The sequence below is a fragment of the Brucella tritici genome, from assembly GCF_008932285.1.
GTDB classification, from domain to species: domain Bacteria; phylum Pseudomonadota; class Alphaproteobacteria; order Rhizobiales; family Rhizobiaceae; genus Brucella; species Brucella tritici.
In genome coordinates this window covers 861,133-876,410 of record NZ_WBVY01000001.1, presented here as the reverse complement: position 1 = coordinate 876,410, position 15,278 = coordinate 861,133, and the positions used below count along the sequence as shown (strand labels likewise).

Here is a 15,278-nt window from a genome sequence, read left to right as displayed (position 1 = left end):
CGGAAAGATGTGCAATTTTTGAACGCAGCAGGGGCGCTTGTCCTATCGTCTTCCGAAGGCCATCAGGAAGGTGCGCACTCCGTTGACGGCGCTCTTCTCTATGATTGCATCATCAACGCCTTGGCCCGTCAGCATATGATAGTGCGTATCGGCGTTGATAAGCGCCATGAAATGGCGTGCAGCAAGATCTGGATCCTCAACGCGCAAATGACCATCCATGGCAAGGCGCGCCAGACGTGCCGCTATGGCCGGAATGGCCTGTGCCGGACCTTTGGTACTGCAAATATTCGCTGCGAGCGGCAGATCGCTCTCGTTGGCCTGCATGACCTTGCGCAGAAACGCACCGGACGAATCGTAGATGCAATTCCGGCTCATGCGGATCGAGAAAGCCACCAGATCGTGCTCCAGATTTTCACCAGTCTGGGGGAAGGTAGCCAGAACTGCGAACAGACTCGCATTCATGCGCGCAAGCGCATCCTCAACGACGGCGGCAAGCAAGGCTTCCTTGTCGCGATAGTGATTATAGATGGTCTGACGCGACACGCCCGCTTCGTTGGCAATGAGGTCTATGCTCGCGCCCTGAAACCCATCGCGATTGAAAACGCGTGCCGCAGAGCACAAAATGAAGTCGCGCTTCATGCACTGTCCGGGCTTTATCGCCGCGGAATTCAGGCCCTTTTCGGATACAGCACGCTTCTCGGGCAGGGCGGTTATGTCGATTATGTCAGTAGGCTTCATAACTCCAACATAAGATAGCTTGACGTTTTGGACAATGGTGTCTAATTTTACATCAGTGTCAAATCTGTTTTGACCATACGTATAGAATGCCTTTCGCTGCAGAGTTTTCAAGTGTCGACCGTAATCGAAAGCAGGTCGAGATCATCAAGACGGAACGAAAACCGGTAGCGAATACAAACATTTATCTGTCCTGTGCCGGTTTTGCGAGCCCGATGGCGCCATCCTCCCAAGCAAAACCGGAGATCCGAAATCGGTGCGGGAATCTCACGAAACATTGATGAAAGCGCGTCCCCCATGGCTTCCAGTCTTGTGCGCAATGCCATTGTTCTTGGCCTTCTCTCCGCCATTGGCCCATTTGCGATTGATATGTATCTGCCAGCTTTGCCCACCATTGCCGCTGATCTGCATGCGGAAACGGGGGCTGTGCAGATGAGTCTTCTGGCCTTTTTCATTGCTCTCGCGGTTGCGCAGCTTTTCTGCGGGCCGCTGTCCGACATGGTCGGGCGTAAACTTCCGCTCTATGGCGGTTTGGTCCTGTTCGGTATCGGCAGTATCGGTTCTGCTATGGCAACCGATATAGATGTGCTGGTGCTTTTCCGCTTCGTTCAGGGGCTGGGAGCAGCAGCAGGCATGGTCATACCACGCGCTGTCGTGCGCGACCTTCATACAGGCATCGAGGCAGCACGCCTGATGTCGCTTCTGATGCTGGTTTTCTCCATTTCGCCGATTCTGGCACCGCTGACCGGCTCGGTCATCATCAGCTTCTTTGGCTGGCGTGGTGTTTTCTGGGCGGTCCTGGTCGCTGCCGGCATCGGTATCATTCTGGTGGCAACTGCACAGAAAGAGACGCGGACGGCAGAGGCACGACTTGAAAGCAATCTGGGCAGCGCCTTGCGTGGCTACGGTCGTCTGCTCAAGGACCGTTATTTCCTTGGGCTGGTTTTTGTCGGTGGCTTTGGCATCGCGTCTTTCTTCGTCTATCTCGCCAATTCGTCCTTCGTGCTTATCGACCATTACGGCCTGACGCCGACGCAATATGCCATTGCGTTCTCGGCCAATGCGGTATCTTTCTTCGGCGTGTCGCAGTTGAATGGGTGGTTGGGATCGCGCTTCGGACTTCGCCGCGTCATGCGATTCGCGGTCTCCGGATTTGCAGCGGCAATGCTTGCCATGTTCGCTGCCGCGCTCATGGGGCACCAGTCGCTCTGGCTGATCGCAGGCTTCCTGTTCGTGGGATATGGATTCCTTGGCCTCGTCATCCCGACAACGGCGGTACTGGCTCTTGAGGATTATGGCGAGATTGCTGGAACTGCTTCCGCGCTGATGGGAACGCTGCATTTTGTGATTGGCGGCGTGGCGATTGGTGTAACCGGCTCGTTCTTTGATGGAACGGCTCTGCCGATGGTGGGCGGGATCGCCGGTTGTGCGCTGACGGCCTTCGTGCTGACGCAGATCGTTCTTTCGCGCAAGGCGAGCGAACTGGATACGGAAGCTGCGGCTGCATAGATTTTGGAAAAGGGAAAGTGGAGGCTTCTGTTGCCAGGTGCCTCCGAACCCCGCCTTAAGGGGCTAACCCTAAGGACTTTAGAGTGGGTTTCCCGCACCGCCATTAGGCAGCGAGAGCATAACCCTGAGCTTTGTTGTCATTTGCAACTACTCAATTGACCCGATAACGGTGGTATCATGCCGAGTAAAAGAGCGATCTTTACACCCTTGTCGATCCTGTTTCGCCCCCGCCACAATACAAACCGATGGGCTGATCTGTATTCTGGTGGAGGCGCCGGGTACCGCCCCCGGGTCCAATGGGTTTATTACACCGTCCGTTTATCACCATAGTCAGCTTGCGCCGACAGGCCGTATATAGGCGCGGTTGATCGGGATTGGAAGAGGGTGCGCAGTTTTTAACGGGTTTTGCCTGAAGACCTCGACAACCTGACCTTGCGTTCATTTTTCATTGACAGCCTGCATTTGCTGGTCAATCCTCGCAACATATCGGGGTCGGCAAGTAAATTCTTATATAGCCGGATTCCGTGGCTGAAACGGGGTGATGTACCCCATTCGAAGGAGAGTGGATATATGAGTGAATATCTCGCGGATGTCCGTCGCTACGATGCCGGTGCCGATGAAGCTGTAGTCGACAAGATCGTCAAGCATCTGGGTATTGCGTTGCGCAATCGCGATTCCTCGCTCGTTTCGGCAACGGACCCGGAAGAAATGAAGCGCGTCCGCACCAATTGGGTTGCCAAGAAACTCGGCCTCAATGACGAAGCCAAGGGCGATGAAGTGGTTGCGCATGTTGCAGAAGTCATGAAGGGCGACCGCAACAAAAATCGCGTCACCTTCTATTATCTGGTTGCAAAGCAGCTCGGAAAACTCGGCGACCTTTGATCCACAGCGATCTCGCGAATCCGAAGCCCCGGTGTCTCACACCGGGGTTTTTTCTTTATAGTGGTTTCAAAACGAATCGGTTCCGGATAATCCCCATGCGCACCTATCTCGATCTTCTTCAACATGTGCTGGATAACGGCGTGGACCGTGGCGACCGTACAGGCACCGGCACGCGGTCGGTTTTCGGCTATCAGATGCGCTTCAATCTTGAAGAAGGCTTCCCGGTTCTGACGACCAAGAAGCTGCATCTCCGCTCGATCATCCATGAGCTGCTCTGGTTTCTGAAAGGCGATACGAATATCGCCTATCTGAAAGAAAATGGCGTATCGATCTGGGATGAATGGGCAGACGAAAATGGCGACCTCGGGCCGGTTTATGGTTATCAGTGGCGTTCTTGGCCAGCGCCAGATGGCCGGCACATCGATCAGATCGCGAATCTCCTGAAGATGCTGCATGGAAATCCCAATTCACGGCGCTTGATCGTATCGGCGTGGAACCCCGCGCTGGTCGATGAAATGGCCCTGCCGCCATGTCACTGTCTTTTCCAGTTTTATGTCGCGGACGGAAAGCTTTCCTGTCAGCTTTATCAGCGCTCGGCGGATATTTTTCTGGGCGTGCCGTTCAACATCGCTTCCTATGCATTGTTGACGATGATGATCGCGCAGGTCGCCGGGCTGAAGCCGGGAGAATTTATTCATACGCTGGGTGATGCGCATATTTATGCCAATCATTTCGAGCAGGCGCATTTGCAGCTTACCCGGACGCCAAAGAAATTGCCGACCATGTGGATCAATCCAGAAGTGAAGGACCTATTTGCCTTCCGTTTCGAGGATTTCCAGCTTGAAGGTTACGAAGCTGACCCGACGATCAAAGCCCCGATTGCGGTCTGAGGTGCACTATGTCCTCTAGTCGGCCGATAGTTTCGATCATTGTTGCTGCCGCCGAAAACGGTGTCATCGGGCGTGACAACGATATGCCATGGCGTCTCTCAACTGATCTCAAGCGTTTCAAGGCCCTGACACTCGGCAAGCCGGTTATCATGGGGCGACGGACCTGGGAATCCATCGGACGTCCCTTGCCGGGACGACCCAATATCGTGGTGACGAGGGACAAGGGATTTCAAGCTGAAGGCGCGAGCATTGTAGGTTCTCTCGAAGAGGCAATTGCACTCGGGCAAAAGCTGGCTTTTGACTTGGGTGTCGGAGAGGTGTGCGTTATTGGCGGCGGAAAGATTTATGCGCAGGCCTTGCCTCTTGCGGATCGCATTCATCTGACACGCGTTCTGGCTGAGATCGACGGAGATACGCATTTTCCGGAAATCGATCCGCAAATCTGGTGCGCCATTTCGCAGGAGGATGTGCCCGCCGGTGACAAGGATAGTCACCCAACGCGCTATTTCGTGTACGAAAAACGTGCTGTGTAAAGCATAGTTCACGAATTTTGTCGTCTTCGCGTTGAAAGCGGACCTCCCGATGCCTATAAAACGGAAACATTAGTTGATGACGGGAGTGGGCAGCTCGCTTTCCCGTCGCCTGGACGAGAGGTGAGGATGCCCTGGAGTAATCAGAATGGTGGCGGCGGCCCATGGGGTGGCGGCGGCGATAATAACAATAACAACAATAATGGCGGCCCCTGGGGACAAGGACCGAAGGGCCCACGCGGCGGCGGCCCGAACACACCACCTGATCTCGAAGATATTCTGCGTAAAGGACAAGATCGTCTGAAGCAGGTCTTCCCCGGTGGTGGTGGCAAGGGCGGCAGCAATCGCGGCGTTCTTTTCCTTATTGGCGCGGCAGTCGTCGGCTTCTGGCTCTTCCAGTCGATCTATACCGTGCAGCCGGACGAACTCGCTGTTGAACTGCGCTTTGGCAAGCCGAAGGAAGAAGTGTCCGAGCCGGGCCTGCATTTCCATTGGTGGCCAATCGAAACCTATGAAAAGGCGCAGATCGTCGAAAAGCAGATTAATATCGGTGGTCAGGGCAACCGGAGTGCCACGCAGGGCTTGATGCTGACGGGCGACCAGAACATCGTCAACGTTCAGTTCTCGGTTCTCTATCGCGTTTCCGATCCGCAGGCGTATCTGTTTAACGTCGATAATCCGGATGCAATGGTGCAGCAAGTTTCTGAAAGCGCAATCCGTGAAATCGTCGGTCGCCGTCCGGCTCAGGACGTTTTCCGTGACAACCGTTCCGCAATCGCATCCAGCGTTCGCGACATTGTTCAGCAGACGCTCGATACCTACAAGGCTGGTATCCAGATCAATGCCGTTTCCATCGAAGATGCAGCGCCACCGCGTGAAGTGGCTGATGCCTTTGATGAAGTGCAGCGTGCTGAACAGGATGAAGACCGTTTCGTAGAAGAATCGAACCAGTATTCGAACCAGAAGCTCGGTCAGGCTCGCGGTGAAGCAGCACAGCTTCGCGAAGAAGCCGCCGCCTACAAAAACCGTGTCGTTCAGGACGCGGAAGGTGAGGCGCAGCGTTTCAGCTCCGTTCTGGGTGAATACCAGAAGGCGCCGGAAGTAACGCGCAACCGTCTGTTCCTCGAAACCATGGAACAGGTGCTGAAGAGCACCAAGAAAGTTATTGTCGAACCTGGAAAGGATGTCGTGCCTTATCTGCCGCTGAACGAACTCATGCGCCAGCAGCCACGCCCAGATGCACGGTCTGGCGTGAATGCGACCACGACGACCCCGAGCGGAGGTAACCAGTAATGGCCCAGAACAGGCTCCCAATCATTGGCGGTATTATCGCCGTCATCGCTTTCCTGATCTACTCCGCTACTTTCATCGTATCTGAGCGTCAGCAGGCCATAGTGCTTCGTTTCGGTCAAATCGTTGATGTGAAGACGGAACCGGGCATCTATTTCAAACTGCCTTTTGGTTTCCTCGACGCAGACACCGTGCAGTTGATCGATGACCGTCTGCTGCGCTTCGATCTGGACGATATCCGCGTTCAGGTTTCGGGCGGCAAGTTCTATGACGTCGACGCGTTCCTCGTCTATCGCATTACCGATGCGCGCAAGTTCCGTGAAACCGTTTCGGGCAGTACGCTTCTTGCCGAGCAGCGTCTTCGTACCCGTCTCGATGCTGCATTGCGTAGTGTTTACGGCCAGCGCGGTTTCGAAGCGGCACTTTCGGAAGAGCGTGGCGACATGATGCGCGAAGTGCGCGACCAGCTTCGTCCCGATGCGACGTCGCTTGGCCTGACCATCGCCGATGTGCGTATCCGTCGTACCGATCTGACGGCTGAAGTTTCTCAGCAGACCTATGACCGCATGAAGGCGGAGCGTCTTGCCGAAGCGGAGCGTCTGCGTGCCCGTGGACGTGAAGCTGCCCAGCGTATCCGCGCTGTTGCTGATCGTCAGGTCGTCGAAACGATCGCGGAAGCACGCAAGGAATCGGAAATCCTTCGCGGTGAAGGCGATGCGCAGCGCAGTGAGATCTTCGCAGGCTCCGCAGGCAAGGACCCTGGCTTCTTCGCCTTCTACCGGTCGATGTCCGCTTATCGTGAAGCGCTTGAGACACCGGATACAACGCTGGTTCTCTCGCCGGATTCGGAGTTCTTCAAGTTCTTCCGTGATGCTGGCGGCAAGCTGGCAACGCCTGCCCAGTAACAACCGGGTCAAACGCTCATGAGCGATTTTCTAGCCGCCGTAGGTCTTCTCTTCGTTCTCGAAGGGCTGCTCTACGGCGGCTTTCCTTCTTTGGCAAAGAAGCTCGCTCGTGAAGCGAGCGAGACGCCGGAGAATATGTTGCGCATTGCCGGGATTGCAGCCCTTGCAATCGGCGTCGGCATTGTCTGGCTTGTCAGGGGATAAGCCGCTTTCCTTCCGTTATTTATCGTCTGTAGTCTATGCGGGGCCGTAAACAGGCCGTATTTTGCAGCGATCAAGCCTTAGTACATCTATCGCTAATCAAACGACTGCATGCAGACAGGAACGGAGCAGGGCTTCATGGCAATTGCACCAAAGGCGGGATTTGCTCGCACCCTTTTCGCAACCGTGGCATTGGGGGCGATGACCGTCGCTGGCACTCTTTCGATAGGAACGCCTCCGGCAATCGCGGCTCAGGGGCCGGCTTCCGTCGCCGATCTGGCCGAAGGGCTGCTGGATGCGGTCGTGAATATCTCGACCTCGCAGACCGTCAAAGAAGATGGCGAAAGTGACGGTGCGGTTCCAATGCCGCAGGTGCCGGAAGGCTCTCCATTCCAGGAATACTTCAAGGATTTCTTTGGCGACAAGGGCGGTGCGCAGGGAGACGAATCGCGCAAGGTCCAGTCACTTGGTTCCGGCTTCGTTATCGACGCCGAAAAGGGCTTCATCGTCACGAATAATCACGTCATTGCCGATGCAGATGAGATTGAAGTCAATTTCAACGATGGTTCCAAGCTGAAAGCGGAACTGGTCGGAAAAGACATCAAGACCGATCTGGCAATTCTCAAAGTTGACCCATCCAAGCACAAGCTGAAGGCCGTGGAGTTCGGTAATTCAGAAAAGGCACGCATCGGCGATTGGGTCCTTGCGATTGGCAACCCGTTCGGTCTCGGCGGTACGGTAACGGCTGGCATTATCTCGGCCCGCAAGCGCGACATCAATTCCGGTCCCTATGATGACTTCATCCAGACCGATGCGGCCATCAACCGAGGCAATTCGGGTGGCCCGCTGTTTGACATGGACGGCAAGGTGATCGGCATCAACACGGCGATTATCTCACCCTCCGGCGGTTCCATCGGTATCGGATTCGCCATCCCTGCCGAGATGGCTGTGGGTGTTATCGACCAGCTCAAGGAATTTGGCGAAGTTCGTCGCGGCTGGCTTGGCGTACGTATCCAGCCTGTAACTGAAGATATTGCTCAGAGCTTGGGGCTGAAGGAAACCAAAGGGGCACTGATTGCGGGGTTGATCGAAAATTCCGGCGTTGACAACAAGGCGATCGAGGCTGGTGATGTCGTGATCCGCTATGAAGGCAAGCCGGTCGATACTGCCCGCGATCTGCCGCGACTGGTTGCTGAAACCCCGGTCGGCAAGGAAGTCGAGATCGTTGTGGTTCGCCAAGGCGAGGAAAAGACCGTGAAGGTCAAGCTCGGGCGTCTGGTCGAGGACGACAAGAGCACCGAAGCTGCGACGGAAGATCAGGCTCCGCTGCCGGAAGGCGAGGGCGGTGATGAAGGCACAGCAACACCGGATACGCCGAAAAAGGAGCAGAAAAGCGATGCTGCCCCGAGCGTGCTTGGAATGAAGCTCAGCGAACTGAATGACGATGTTCGCGGAGAATTTGGCATTGCGGAAGATGTGGAAGGTGTTGCGGTCTTGTATGTTTCCCCCGGCTCAGCCGCAGGTGAGAAACGTATCGAAACCGGCGATGTCATCGTCGATATCGGACAGGTGAATGTGAAGACCCCCGAGGACGTGAAAAAGCGTATTGATGCGCTGCGCCGGGAAGGGCGCAAGAACGCGCTTATGATGCTGGCCTCACGTTCGGGAGAACTGCGTTTCGTAACTGTCCGGATCAACTGATCTTCAATTGAGTGTACCGCTGAAACGGCATTGCGGGGAAATCTGCAATGCCGTTTTGTTTTGCGGTTTGAATCACTTGGCGTCGGAACCGCACAAAGAGATTCGAGTACTCCTCATTCGTCATTCGAAATTGTAGAGCCTTCTGTTTCATTTGCCTCCGGTGTGCTATGGACCGGCGCCATTCGGAGTAGGGTGAGTTGGAAACAGTCGATATTGTGGTCATAGGCGCTGGCGCGGCGGGCATGATGTGTGCCATCGAGGCGGCCAAACGTGGGCGTTCCGTACTGGTCGTGGATCACGCCAAGGCAGCCGGTGAGAAAATCCGCATATCGGGCGGTGGTCGCTGCAATTTCACCAATCTTCATGCAAGCCCGAAGAACTATCTCTCGCAGAACCCGCATTTCTGTATCTCGGCTTTGAGCCGCTACACCCAGCGCGACTTCATCGCGCTCGTGGAACGTCACCGCATTGCTTATCACGAGAAGACGCTAGGCCAACTCTTCTGTGACGGTTCGGCGTTGCAGATAATCGAAATGTTGCTGGAGGAAATGAAGCGCCATGGCGCGCGATTGAAGCTTGGCTGCAGTGTGAGTGCGGTTGAAAAATCTGCGGAAGGCTTTTCTCTTCAGCTGTCGGACGGACCTGTTCGCTGTCGATCACTGGTCGTGGCCTGTGGCGGGAAATCGATTCCGAAGATGGGAGCTACAGGCTTCGGCTACGATATCGCGACACAATTTGGATTGCGGATTGTCGAAACACGACCGGCGCTGGTACCGCTGACATTTGAACCCAACACACTGGAACGGCTGAAGCCGCTGGCCGGCATTGCCGTCGATGCCGTTGTCTCCTGTGGCAAAACCAAATTTGCCGAGGCAATGCTTTTTACGCATCGTGGTATTAGCGGCCCTTCGATCTTGCAGATTTCTTCCTACTGGCGGGAAGGCGATGAAATCCGCATTGCGATGCTGCCGGAAACGGACATTTTCGAAGCACTGCGCGAGCAACGCAAACAGAACGGCAAGCAGGCATTGCAAACGGCACTGGCGCTCTACCTGCCGAGGAAACTTGCACAGACCATAGCCGAAGATATCGGTGCGACCGGCCATCTGGCGGATATGTCCGACAAGACGTTCCGCCGTGTCGAGGCGGCGATAAACGACTGGTGCATCAAACCTGCCGGTTCGGAGGGCTACCGTACAGCGGAGGTCACGCTTGGAGGGGTCGATACGCGCAATCTCGACTCCAAGACCATGGAAGCCAAATCCGTTCCCGGCCTGTTTTTCATCGGCGAAGTGGTCGATGTTACCGGGTGGCTCGGCGGCTATAATTTCCAGTGGGCATGGTCGTCGGGCTGGGTAGCCGGTCAGTCTGCCTGAATGCGATAGACGGAATGAAATTTCAAATGTGGAGTTTCATCCGGCACACGGGGATGGTCGAAATCGCTCGAGGGATCACGGGTCATGCCGATGCGCTGCATCACGGCTGTGGACCGTTCGTTGTTATGGACGGCGAAGGAAACGACTTCTGAGAGGCCAAGGGTGCCGAAAGCATATTCGATCAGCGCTTTGCCCGCTTCGGTTACATAGCCTTTGCCCCAAAAGGGAGTGGCCAACCGCCAGCCGATTTCAACAGTACCGTCCGGAAGATGAGGTTCGAGGTTGGTGCGGGCGAGACCGGCGAAGCCGATGCACTGACCGCCTTCTTTTTCCTCCAGCGCATAGAAACCGAGACCCGTTTCAGAAATCATCTTCTGGAGGTGATTGAACAGTTCATCCGATTGCGAGCGGTCCCTGCGAAAGGGAAAGAAACGCATTACCTCTTCATCGGAATTGATGACATGGAACAGGTCGCGGTCGCGATCCTCCCAGTTCCGGATGATGAGGCGCGGCGTTTCCAAAATGATCATTGAACGAAATCCGTCTTTCTATAGCCCTGAATATAGAGGAGGGCGGTCAGGTCGCCATGGTCAACCCGCATTCTGGCCTGCGCTGCCACGGTCGGCTTCGCGTGAAGTGCGACGCCAGTGCCTGCAAGCTGGATCATGCCGAGATCGTTCGCTCCATCGCCCACCGCGATTGCGTCATCCGGTGTGAGACCGAGGCGCTCGGCGATTTCCACGAGTTTCTCGACCTTGGCTTCACGACCGAGAATTGGCTCTGTGACAAGGCCGGTCAGATGCTTTCCATCGTCGATCAGCCTGTTTGCACGGTCTTCATTGAAGCCGATCATTTCGGCGATACGCTGGGTAAATGAGGTAAAACCGCCGGACACAAGCGCTGTGTAAGCACCATGTTTCCGCATGGTACGCACGAGTTCCGGCCCGCCGGGCATCAGTGTGATGCGGGTTGAAATGACCTTGTCGATGACATTGAGCGGTAGGCCTTTCAACAAGGCCACCCGCTCGCGCAAGGCCGGTTCGAAAGCGATTTCACCATTCATGGCGCGTGCGGTGATTGCCGCCACATGCTCGCGCAGTCCGGCTTCCTCTGCCAGTTCGTCGATACACTCTTGCTGGATCATCGTGGAATCCATGTCGGCAATCAGAATTTTCTTGCGCCGGAGCTCCTGTTCCTGCACGACCACATCGACCGGCGCGCCATCAAGCGAATGGCGCAGCAGGGTTTCGGCTTCTTCACTGCTGATCCCCGATGGAAGTGCAATGTCGCAGGCGATGTTGTTGGCCAGCCAATAGAGTCCGGTTGCATTCACCGCTGCTGAGGCTTTAATCCCAAGCGCTGATGCAAGCGATGCTTTGGCCGGGTTGGCAATCAAAGTGGCGACGAGAGAAACCTGTTGGGACATGGAGAACAATTCCGGCGATGAATGAGGGTGCGGTCACGAATGCAATCCTGATAGCTGGCCCGACGGCCAGCGGCAAGTCGGCACTTGCCATTCGCATGGCTCGTGAGACTGGCGGTTTCATCGTGAACACCGATTCCATGCAGGTTTACGATGTTCTTGATCTCCTGACTGCGCGACCGAACAAAGCGGATCTCGCTGCGGCTGAACATCATCTCTATGGACATATCGCCCCATCAATATCCTATTCGACCGGACGATGGCTGGATGATGTGGCTGAACTGCTATCTCAACCTACCATGAAGCACAGGACCCCAATCTTTGTTGGCGGGACGGGGCTTTATTTCAGAGCGCTACTCGGCGGACTGTCGCAGATGCCAGAGGTGCCAGGTGATGTTCGCGCCTACTGGCGAGGACGTATGGAGACGGACGGTCCAGAACTTCTTCACCGGCTTCTCAGCGAACGTGACCCGGATATGGCCGCAACCCTTCGACCCTTCGACAGCCAGCGCATCGTTCGGGCGCTGGAGGTTTTTGAAGGCACCGGAAAGTCGCTTCTTGCTTGGCAGCAGACGAAAGGGCAGGCACTGATAGACGATGAGAGCGCGCGCAAGATCGTATTGCTGCCGGACCGGTCATGGCTTTCAGAGCGTATTGCCCGGCGTTTTGCCCTGATGTGGGGCAATGGCGCGATTGACGAAGTCAAAGCGTTGCTGACGCTTGATCTCGACCCGGCATTGCCCGCAATGAAGGCCATCGGTGTGCGTGAGATCACGGCATTTCTGCAAGGCTCGATGTCGCGGGAAGAAGCAATTGAACGTTCGGTTATCGCCACCCGGCAATATGCAAAGCGCCAGTCGACCTGGTTTCGAAATCAGCTTGATGATCGCTGGTGTGTGAATGCAAATTCTGATGATGCCTTCGCTCGATTAACGACAACGAAATAACTCGCTGGCACTCTCTGAAACAGGAGAGGCGGGCGCGGACTATGCGATTTCATAAATCGGAGCGGGCATTTTTTATTCTGATTGTTTTGATGTTCGGTATCGGGCTGTTGCTATATCAAGCCCGTGTCGACATTGGACAATTGCAGACATCGCCCCTTGATGTGAGTGCATCGGAACTGGTTTCGAGGCTCGATCAGTTGAGTTACGTCACAATATGGGTGCTGATTGCGACTATCGCTTGCGGGCTATTCCTGATCTATCCGCAAATCCGTACCGATGCGCAGGACCGCGGCAAGCTGCAGGTCATCACGCAGGATCTTTCCGAACGGTCGCAGACCCTCGAACATGCCGCGCTGACGGATAGCCTGACCGGCATGCAGAACAGGCGGTATTTCGATGAGGCGCTGAAGGAATATCTGGTCCAGTTCGACCGAATTCAGCGCCCTGTGGGGTTGATGATTATCGATCTCGATCATTTCAAGACAGTGAACGATACATATGGGCATGACATTGGCGATATCGTGTTGCAAGAAGTGGCGCGGTGTCTGAAGGACTATACGCGGTATCATGATGTCGTTGCGCGGCTTGGCGGCGAGGAGTTTGCAGTTCTTGCGCCGAATATGGACGCGGAATTGATGATCAAGCTTGCCAATCGTATCCGCAAGGCCATATCCACGCTTGAAATCGATCTGGGCGATGAGAAGCTTGGCGTCACCGTCAGTATTGGCCTTGCCATATGGGACCGGCGCGAGAACTCGAAGGACCTCTATCGTCGCGCCGACAAGATGCTCTATGCCGCGAAGAACATGGGCCGTAACCGCGTCTGCGCCTAAAGCGTGTCGGATTTTATTATATTCAGATAGCGCGTTTTCAGTTTTTGTTTTCGTACATGTCTCCCAAAACCGGTTCCCGCTTTTGGGAGACATGCTTTAACGCTCGCGGTCCTTGCGAAAGCTGCGCACCAGTTCGCCCATCTTCTCAATGCTCTGTTTTGTGTCGAGGCTGAGGGAGGTTTGCGGCTTCAACGATGAAGAGCGATGGTAAGCTTCGTCCGTAGGCATTTGGTCCCGGCGACTGGTGGAGACCGGGCTGCCCCACAGATTATCCTCGTCTCCGATCTGGTCCACTGGTTCAGCCTGCGAACTGTTCTCAAAAGCACGCAACTTTTCAACGATACGGTCGAGCGATATTTTGCCATCGCTGCGCCAGCTTGAAAGAGCACTTTCGCTCTTGCTGCGTCCGGGAAGCTGATGCGGCGGGATGGTTTCGAATGTCAGACGCATCGGTGTCGAGAATGCTTCGCCAAAGGCTATCGCTTCGCGGTTAGCGATTGATGACAGAAAGCCAGCCATGCTTTGCGCGCCGCCACGAATAGCCCCCCTGATGATTTCCTGATCGCGCTCGTTACCCAGCCGCATCGCAAAAATCGAATTGCACTGTGACAGGATCGTTGGATCAAGCTCACCGGGGCGCTGGCTTATCACTCCGAGATAGGAGCCGTATTTCCGACCTTCTTTGGCAATTCGCGCTATGGCTTGTCTTGTCGGCCAGAACCCAGCGTCGCGGTCGGCGGGAATATAACGGTGGGCTTCTTCACAGATCACGAGCGTCTGCAAGCTGCCCTCGCTTGAAAGAGCGATATCGAATGCCAGACGGCACAAGACGGAAGCAACGGCATTGACGACTTCGGACGGCAATCCTGCAAGCTGGAATGTGCAGATGGGCTTTTCGTTTTGCGGTATGCGGAAAATCCGGCCAATGGCCTGCCGCATTGTTTCCGGGCCACCAGTTACGGCGAACATGAAACGGAAGCGGGGATCGGCAGAGATCGATTCCAGCCGAACCTTGAGGCTGCGCAGATAAGGTCGTTCCGCCTTGCTGTCGAGAAGTCCCATCCGCTCATCGATAAGGGATATCAGGTCAAGCAAACGATAGGCGATAGGCGTGTCGGCGCTGACGCTCTGGCGGTCGGCAAGCTGTCGTCGCAATGTTTTCGTGGCTGACAGTTCAGCGCCCTGTGTTTTTTCACGGGCAAGCTGGACCAGATCACGCAATATATCGAGTTCCATAGGGTTCGGCGCGCGCCCGCGAAAGATCACATCTGCAAATTCATCCAGCCGCAGCATCCAGAATGGCAATTCGATATTCGTCTGATCGACCGCCACGGCCAGATCGGGAAATGCGCTCGCGAACTCATTGTGTGGATCGAGGATGAGTACGCGCAGATTGGGCTTTTCGGCGACGATCCGGCGTAGCAGCAGCATGACTGCGCTCGATTTGCCGACGCCCGTTGTGCCGACAATAGCAAAATGCCGGGAGATAAGATCATCGACAGATATGTAGGCGGGAACGGTTGCATCCTGTGTGAGCGCACCGATTGAAACGCTGCTGTGAGCGGTTTGTGCATAAATGGCAGCGAGATCGGCGGCACGAATGCGATGTGCAATAGCGCCGGGGTGGGGGAATTGCGAAATGCCGCCGTTGAAAGTGGTTTGTCCGGTCGGCTGTATGCGAACTTCGCCCAGAAACTCGACATGGATATGGAGCGTGTTGTCACCGCCGCGTATCCAGACATCTCCGGGAACAAGCACGTTGCGGATGAGACCTACAACGCGATTATTGCCGGTCTGAATGGATATAAGCTGGCCTACGGCCCAATAATCGTCAGATGCTGCCGAAGAGGGACCTGACAACGCCGAGACGATTGCGCTCTCGCCGTCGCATTGGATGACGTGGCCTTCCGTACGATTGCGCTGCACATATTCGCCCTGCTCTCGCGCGTTGGAACTGTCCCCGATTTCGCTCATGCTGCCCACTCCGCCCCAGTCCTCAACAGGAGGTTTCGCGTCAGGATAAGAATCTTCCGTTGAAATAAAGTTATCGTTTGGG

At 55.4% G+C, this 15,278-nt stretch carries 15 protein-coding genes and 1 other RNA gene; 11 read left to right on the top strand and 5 right to left on the bottom strand.

Going from position 1 to position 15,278, the window contains the following annotated elements:
• Positions 1-42: 42 nt before the first annotated feature.
• Positions 43-738, bottom strand: coding sequence for a TetR/AcrR family transcriptional regulator (locus F9K94_RS04360; protein WP_151643841.1), 696 nt, complete (start codon positions 736-738; stop codon positions 43-45).
• 294 nt (positions 739-1,032) lie between these two features.
• On the opposite strand from F9K94_RS04360, the gene F9K94_RS04355 reads away from it, so the two are divergent.
• Positions 1,033-2,244, top strand: coding sequence for a multidrug effflux MFS transporter (locus tag F9K94_RS04355; RefSeq protein ID WP_192799434.1), 1,212 nt, complete (start codon positions 1,033-1,035; stop codon positions 2,242-2,244).
• A 16-nt stretch (positions 2,245-2,260) separates the two neighbouring features.
• Here F9K94_RS04355 and ssrA read toward each other — a convergent pair.
• Positions 2,261-2,628: a transfer-messenger RNA gene (ssrA, locus tag F9K94_RS24370) on the bottom strand.
• Between the two features lie 186 nt (positions 2,629-2,814).
• Here ssrA and F9K94_RS04350 point away from each other — a divergent pair.
• From F9K94_RS04350 to F9K94_RS04315, 8 genes are all read left to right on the top strand, one after another.
• A complete protein-coding gene (locus F9K94_RS04350; RefSeq protein WP_061346034.1) occupies positions 2,815-3,126 on the top strand; it encodes a DUF2853 family protein in 312 nt (103 codons plus the stop codon).
• Positions 3,127-3,221: 95 nt separating this feature from the next.
• Positions 3,222-4,016: a thymidylate synthase gene (locus F9K94_RS04345; RefSeq protein ID WP_061346035.1), complete on the top strand. Its 795-nt coding sequence runs from the start codon at positions 3,222-3,224 to the stop codon at positions 4,014-4,016.
• An 8-nt stretch (positions 4,017-4,024) separates the two neighbouring features.
• Positions 4,025-4,549, top strand: coding sequence for a dihydrofolate reductase (locus F9K94_RS04340; protein ID WP_151643839.1), 525 nt, complete (start codon positions 4,025-4,027; stop codon positions 4,547-4,549).
• A 126-nt stretch (positions 4,550-4,675) separates the two neighbouring features.
• Positions 4,676-5,839 carry an FtsH protease activity modulator HflK gene (hflK, locus tag F9K94_RS04335; protein ID WP_151643837.1) on the top strand — a complete coding sequence of 388 codons (1,164 nt, stop codon included), beginning with the start codon at positions 4,676-4,678 and terminating at the stop codon, positions 5,837-5,839.
• A complete protein-coding gene (gene hflC / locus F9K94_RS04330; protein WP_010659764.1) occupies positions 5,839-6,741 on the top strand; it encodes a protease modulator HflC in 903 nt (300 codons plus the stop codon). Before hflK ends, hflC begins: the two co-directional genes overlap by 1 nt.
• A gap of 18 nt (positions 6,742-6,759) precedes the next feature.
• Positions 6,760-6,945 carry a DUF2065 domain-containing protein gene (locus F9K94_RS04325; protein ID WP_006467185.1) on the top strand — a complete coding sequence of 62 codons (186 nt, stop codon included), beginning with the start codon at positions 6,760-6,762 and terminating at the stop codon, positions 6,943-6,945.
• A 135-nt stretch (positions 6,946-7,080) separates the two neighbouring features.
• A complete protein-coding gene (locus tag F9K94_RS04320; protein ID WP_151643835.1) occupies positions 7,081-8,643 on the top strand; it encodes a Do family serine endopeptidase in 1,563 nt (520 codons plus the stop codon).
• A 197-nt stretch (positions 8,644-8,840) separates the two neighbouring features.
• Positions 8,841-10,019, top strand: coding sequence for a BaiN/RdsA family NAD(P)/FAD-dependent oxidoreductase (locus F9K94_RS04315; RefSeq protein WP_151643833.1), 1,179 nt, complete (start codon positions 8,841-8,843; stop codon positions 10,017-10,019).
• Here F9K94_RS04315 and F9K94_RS04310 read toward each other — a convergent pair.
• Together F9K94_RS04310 and serB are read right to left on the bottom strand one after the other, a co-directional pair.
• Complete coding sequence (locus F9K94_RS04310) at positions 10,007-10,549, bottom strand: GNAT family N-acetyltransferase (protein WP_151643832.1); 543 nt, start codon at positions 10,547-10,549, stop codon at positions 10,007-10,009. The genes F9K94_RS04315 and F9K94_RS04310 overlap by 13 nt on opposite strands.
• Positions 10,546-11,445, bottom strand: a complete 900-nt coding sequence (gene serB, locus F9K94_RS04305; protein ID WP_151643830.1) for a phosphoserine phosphatase SerB — start codon at positions 11,443-11,445, stop codon at positions 10,546-10,548. Before serB ends, F9K94_RS04310 begins: the two co-directional genes overlap by 4 nt.
• A gap of 17 nt (positions 11,446-11,462) precedes the next feature.
• Between serB and miaA the strand changes: the two genes are divergently transcribed.
• Positions 11,463-12,389, top strand: a complete 927-nt coding sequence (miaA, locus tag F9K94_RS04300; RefSeq protein WP_151643828.1) for a tRNA (adenosine(37)-N6)-dimethylallyltransferase MiaA — start codon at positions 11,463-11,465, stop codon at positions 12,387-12,389.
• Positions 12,390-12,430: 41 nt separating this feature from the next.
• Positions 12,431-13,222 (top strand): GGDEF domain-containing protein, encoded by a 792-nt coding sequence (locus F9K94_RS04295; RefSeq protein WP_151643826.1) that lies wholly within the window; start codon positions 12,431-12,433, stop codon positions 13,220-13,222.
• Positions 13,223-13,318: 96 nt separating this feature from the next.
• Here the strand turns inward: F9K94_RS04295 and F9K94_RS04290 are convergent, their stop codons facing one another.
• Positions 13,319-15,196 (bottom strand): ATP-binding protein, encoded by a 1,878-nt coding sequence (locus F9K94_RS04290; RefSeq protein ID WP_151643824.1) that lies wholly within the window; start codon positions 15,194-15,196, stop codon positions 13,319-13,321.
• Between the last annotated feature and the right edge of the window lie 82 nt (positions 15,197-15,278).

Coding starts and splice junctions, on each gene's coding strand:
- F9K94_RS04360 (WP_151643841.1), bottom strand. CDS start 738: ATGAAGCCTACTGACATAATCGACATAACCGCCCTGCCCGAGAAGCGT.
- F9K94_RS04355 (WP_192799434.1), top strand. CDS start 1,033: ATGGCTTCCAGTCTTGTGCGCAATGCCATTGTTCTTGGCCTTCTCTCC.
- F9K94_RS04350 (WP_061346034.1), top strand. CDS start 2,815: ATGAGTGAATATCTCGCGGATGTCCGTCGCTACGATGCCGGTGCCGAT.
- F9K94_RS04345 (WP_061346035.1), top strand. CDS start 3,222: ATGCGCACCTATCTCGATCTTCTTCAACATGTGCTGGATAACGGCGTG.
- F9K94_RS04340 (WP_151643839.1), top strand. CDS start 4,025: ATGTCCTCTAGTCGGCCGATAGTTTCGATCATTGTTGCTGCCGCCGAA.
- hflK (WP_151643837.1), top strand. CDS start 4,676: ATGCCCTGGAGTAATCAGAATGGTGGCGGCGGCCCATGGGGTGGCGGC.
- hflC (WP_010659764.1), top strand. CDS start 5,839: ATGGCCCAGAACAGGCTCCCAATCATTGGCGGTATTATCGCCGTCATC.
- F9K94_RS04325 (WP_006467185.1), top strand. CDS start 6,760: ATGAGCGATTTTCTAGCCGCCGTAGGTCTTCTCTTCGTTCTCGAAGGG.
- F9K94_RS04320 (WP_151643835.1), top strand. CDS start 7,081: ATGGCAATTGCACCAAAGGCGGGATTTGCTCGCACCCTTTTCGCAACC.
- F9K94_RS04310 (WP_151643832.1), bottom strand. CDS start 10,549: ATGATCATTTTGGAAACGCCGCGCCTCATCATCCGGAACTGGGAGGAT.
- serB (WP_151643830.1), bottom strand. CDS start 11,445: ATGTCCCAACAGGTTTCTCTCGTCGCCACTTTGATTGCCAACCCGGCC.
- miaA (WP_151643828.1), top strand. CDS start 11,463: ATGAATGAGGGTGCGGTCACGAATGCAATCCTGATAGCTGGCCCGACG.
- F9K94_RS04295 (WP_151643826.1), top strand. CDS start 12,431: ATGCGATTTCATAAATCGGAGCGGGCATTTTTTATTCTGATTGTTTTG.
- F9K94_RS04290 (WP_151643824.1), bottom strand. CDS start 15,196: ATGAGCGAAATCGGGGACAGTTCCAACGCGCGAGAGCAGGGCGAATAT.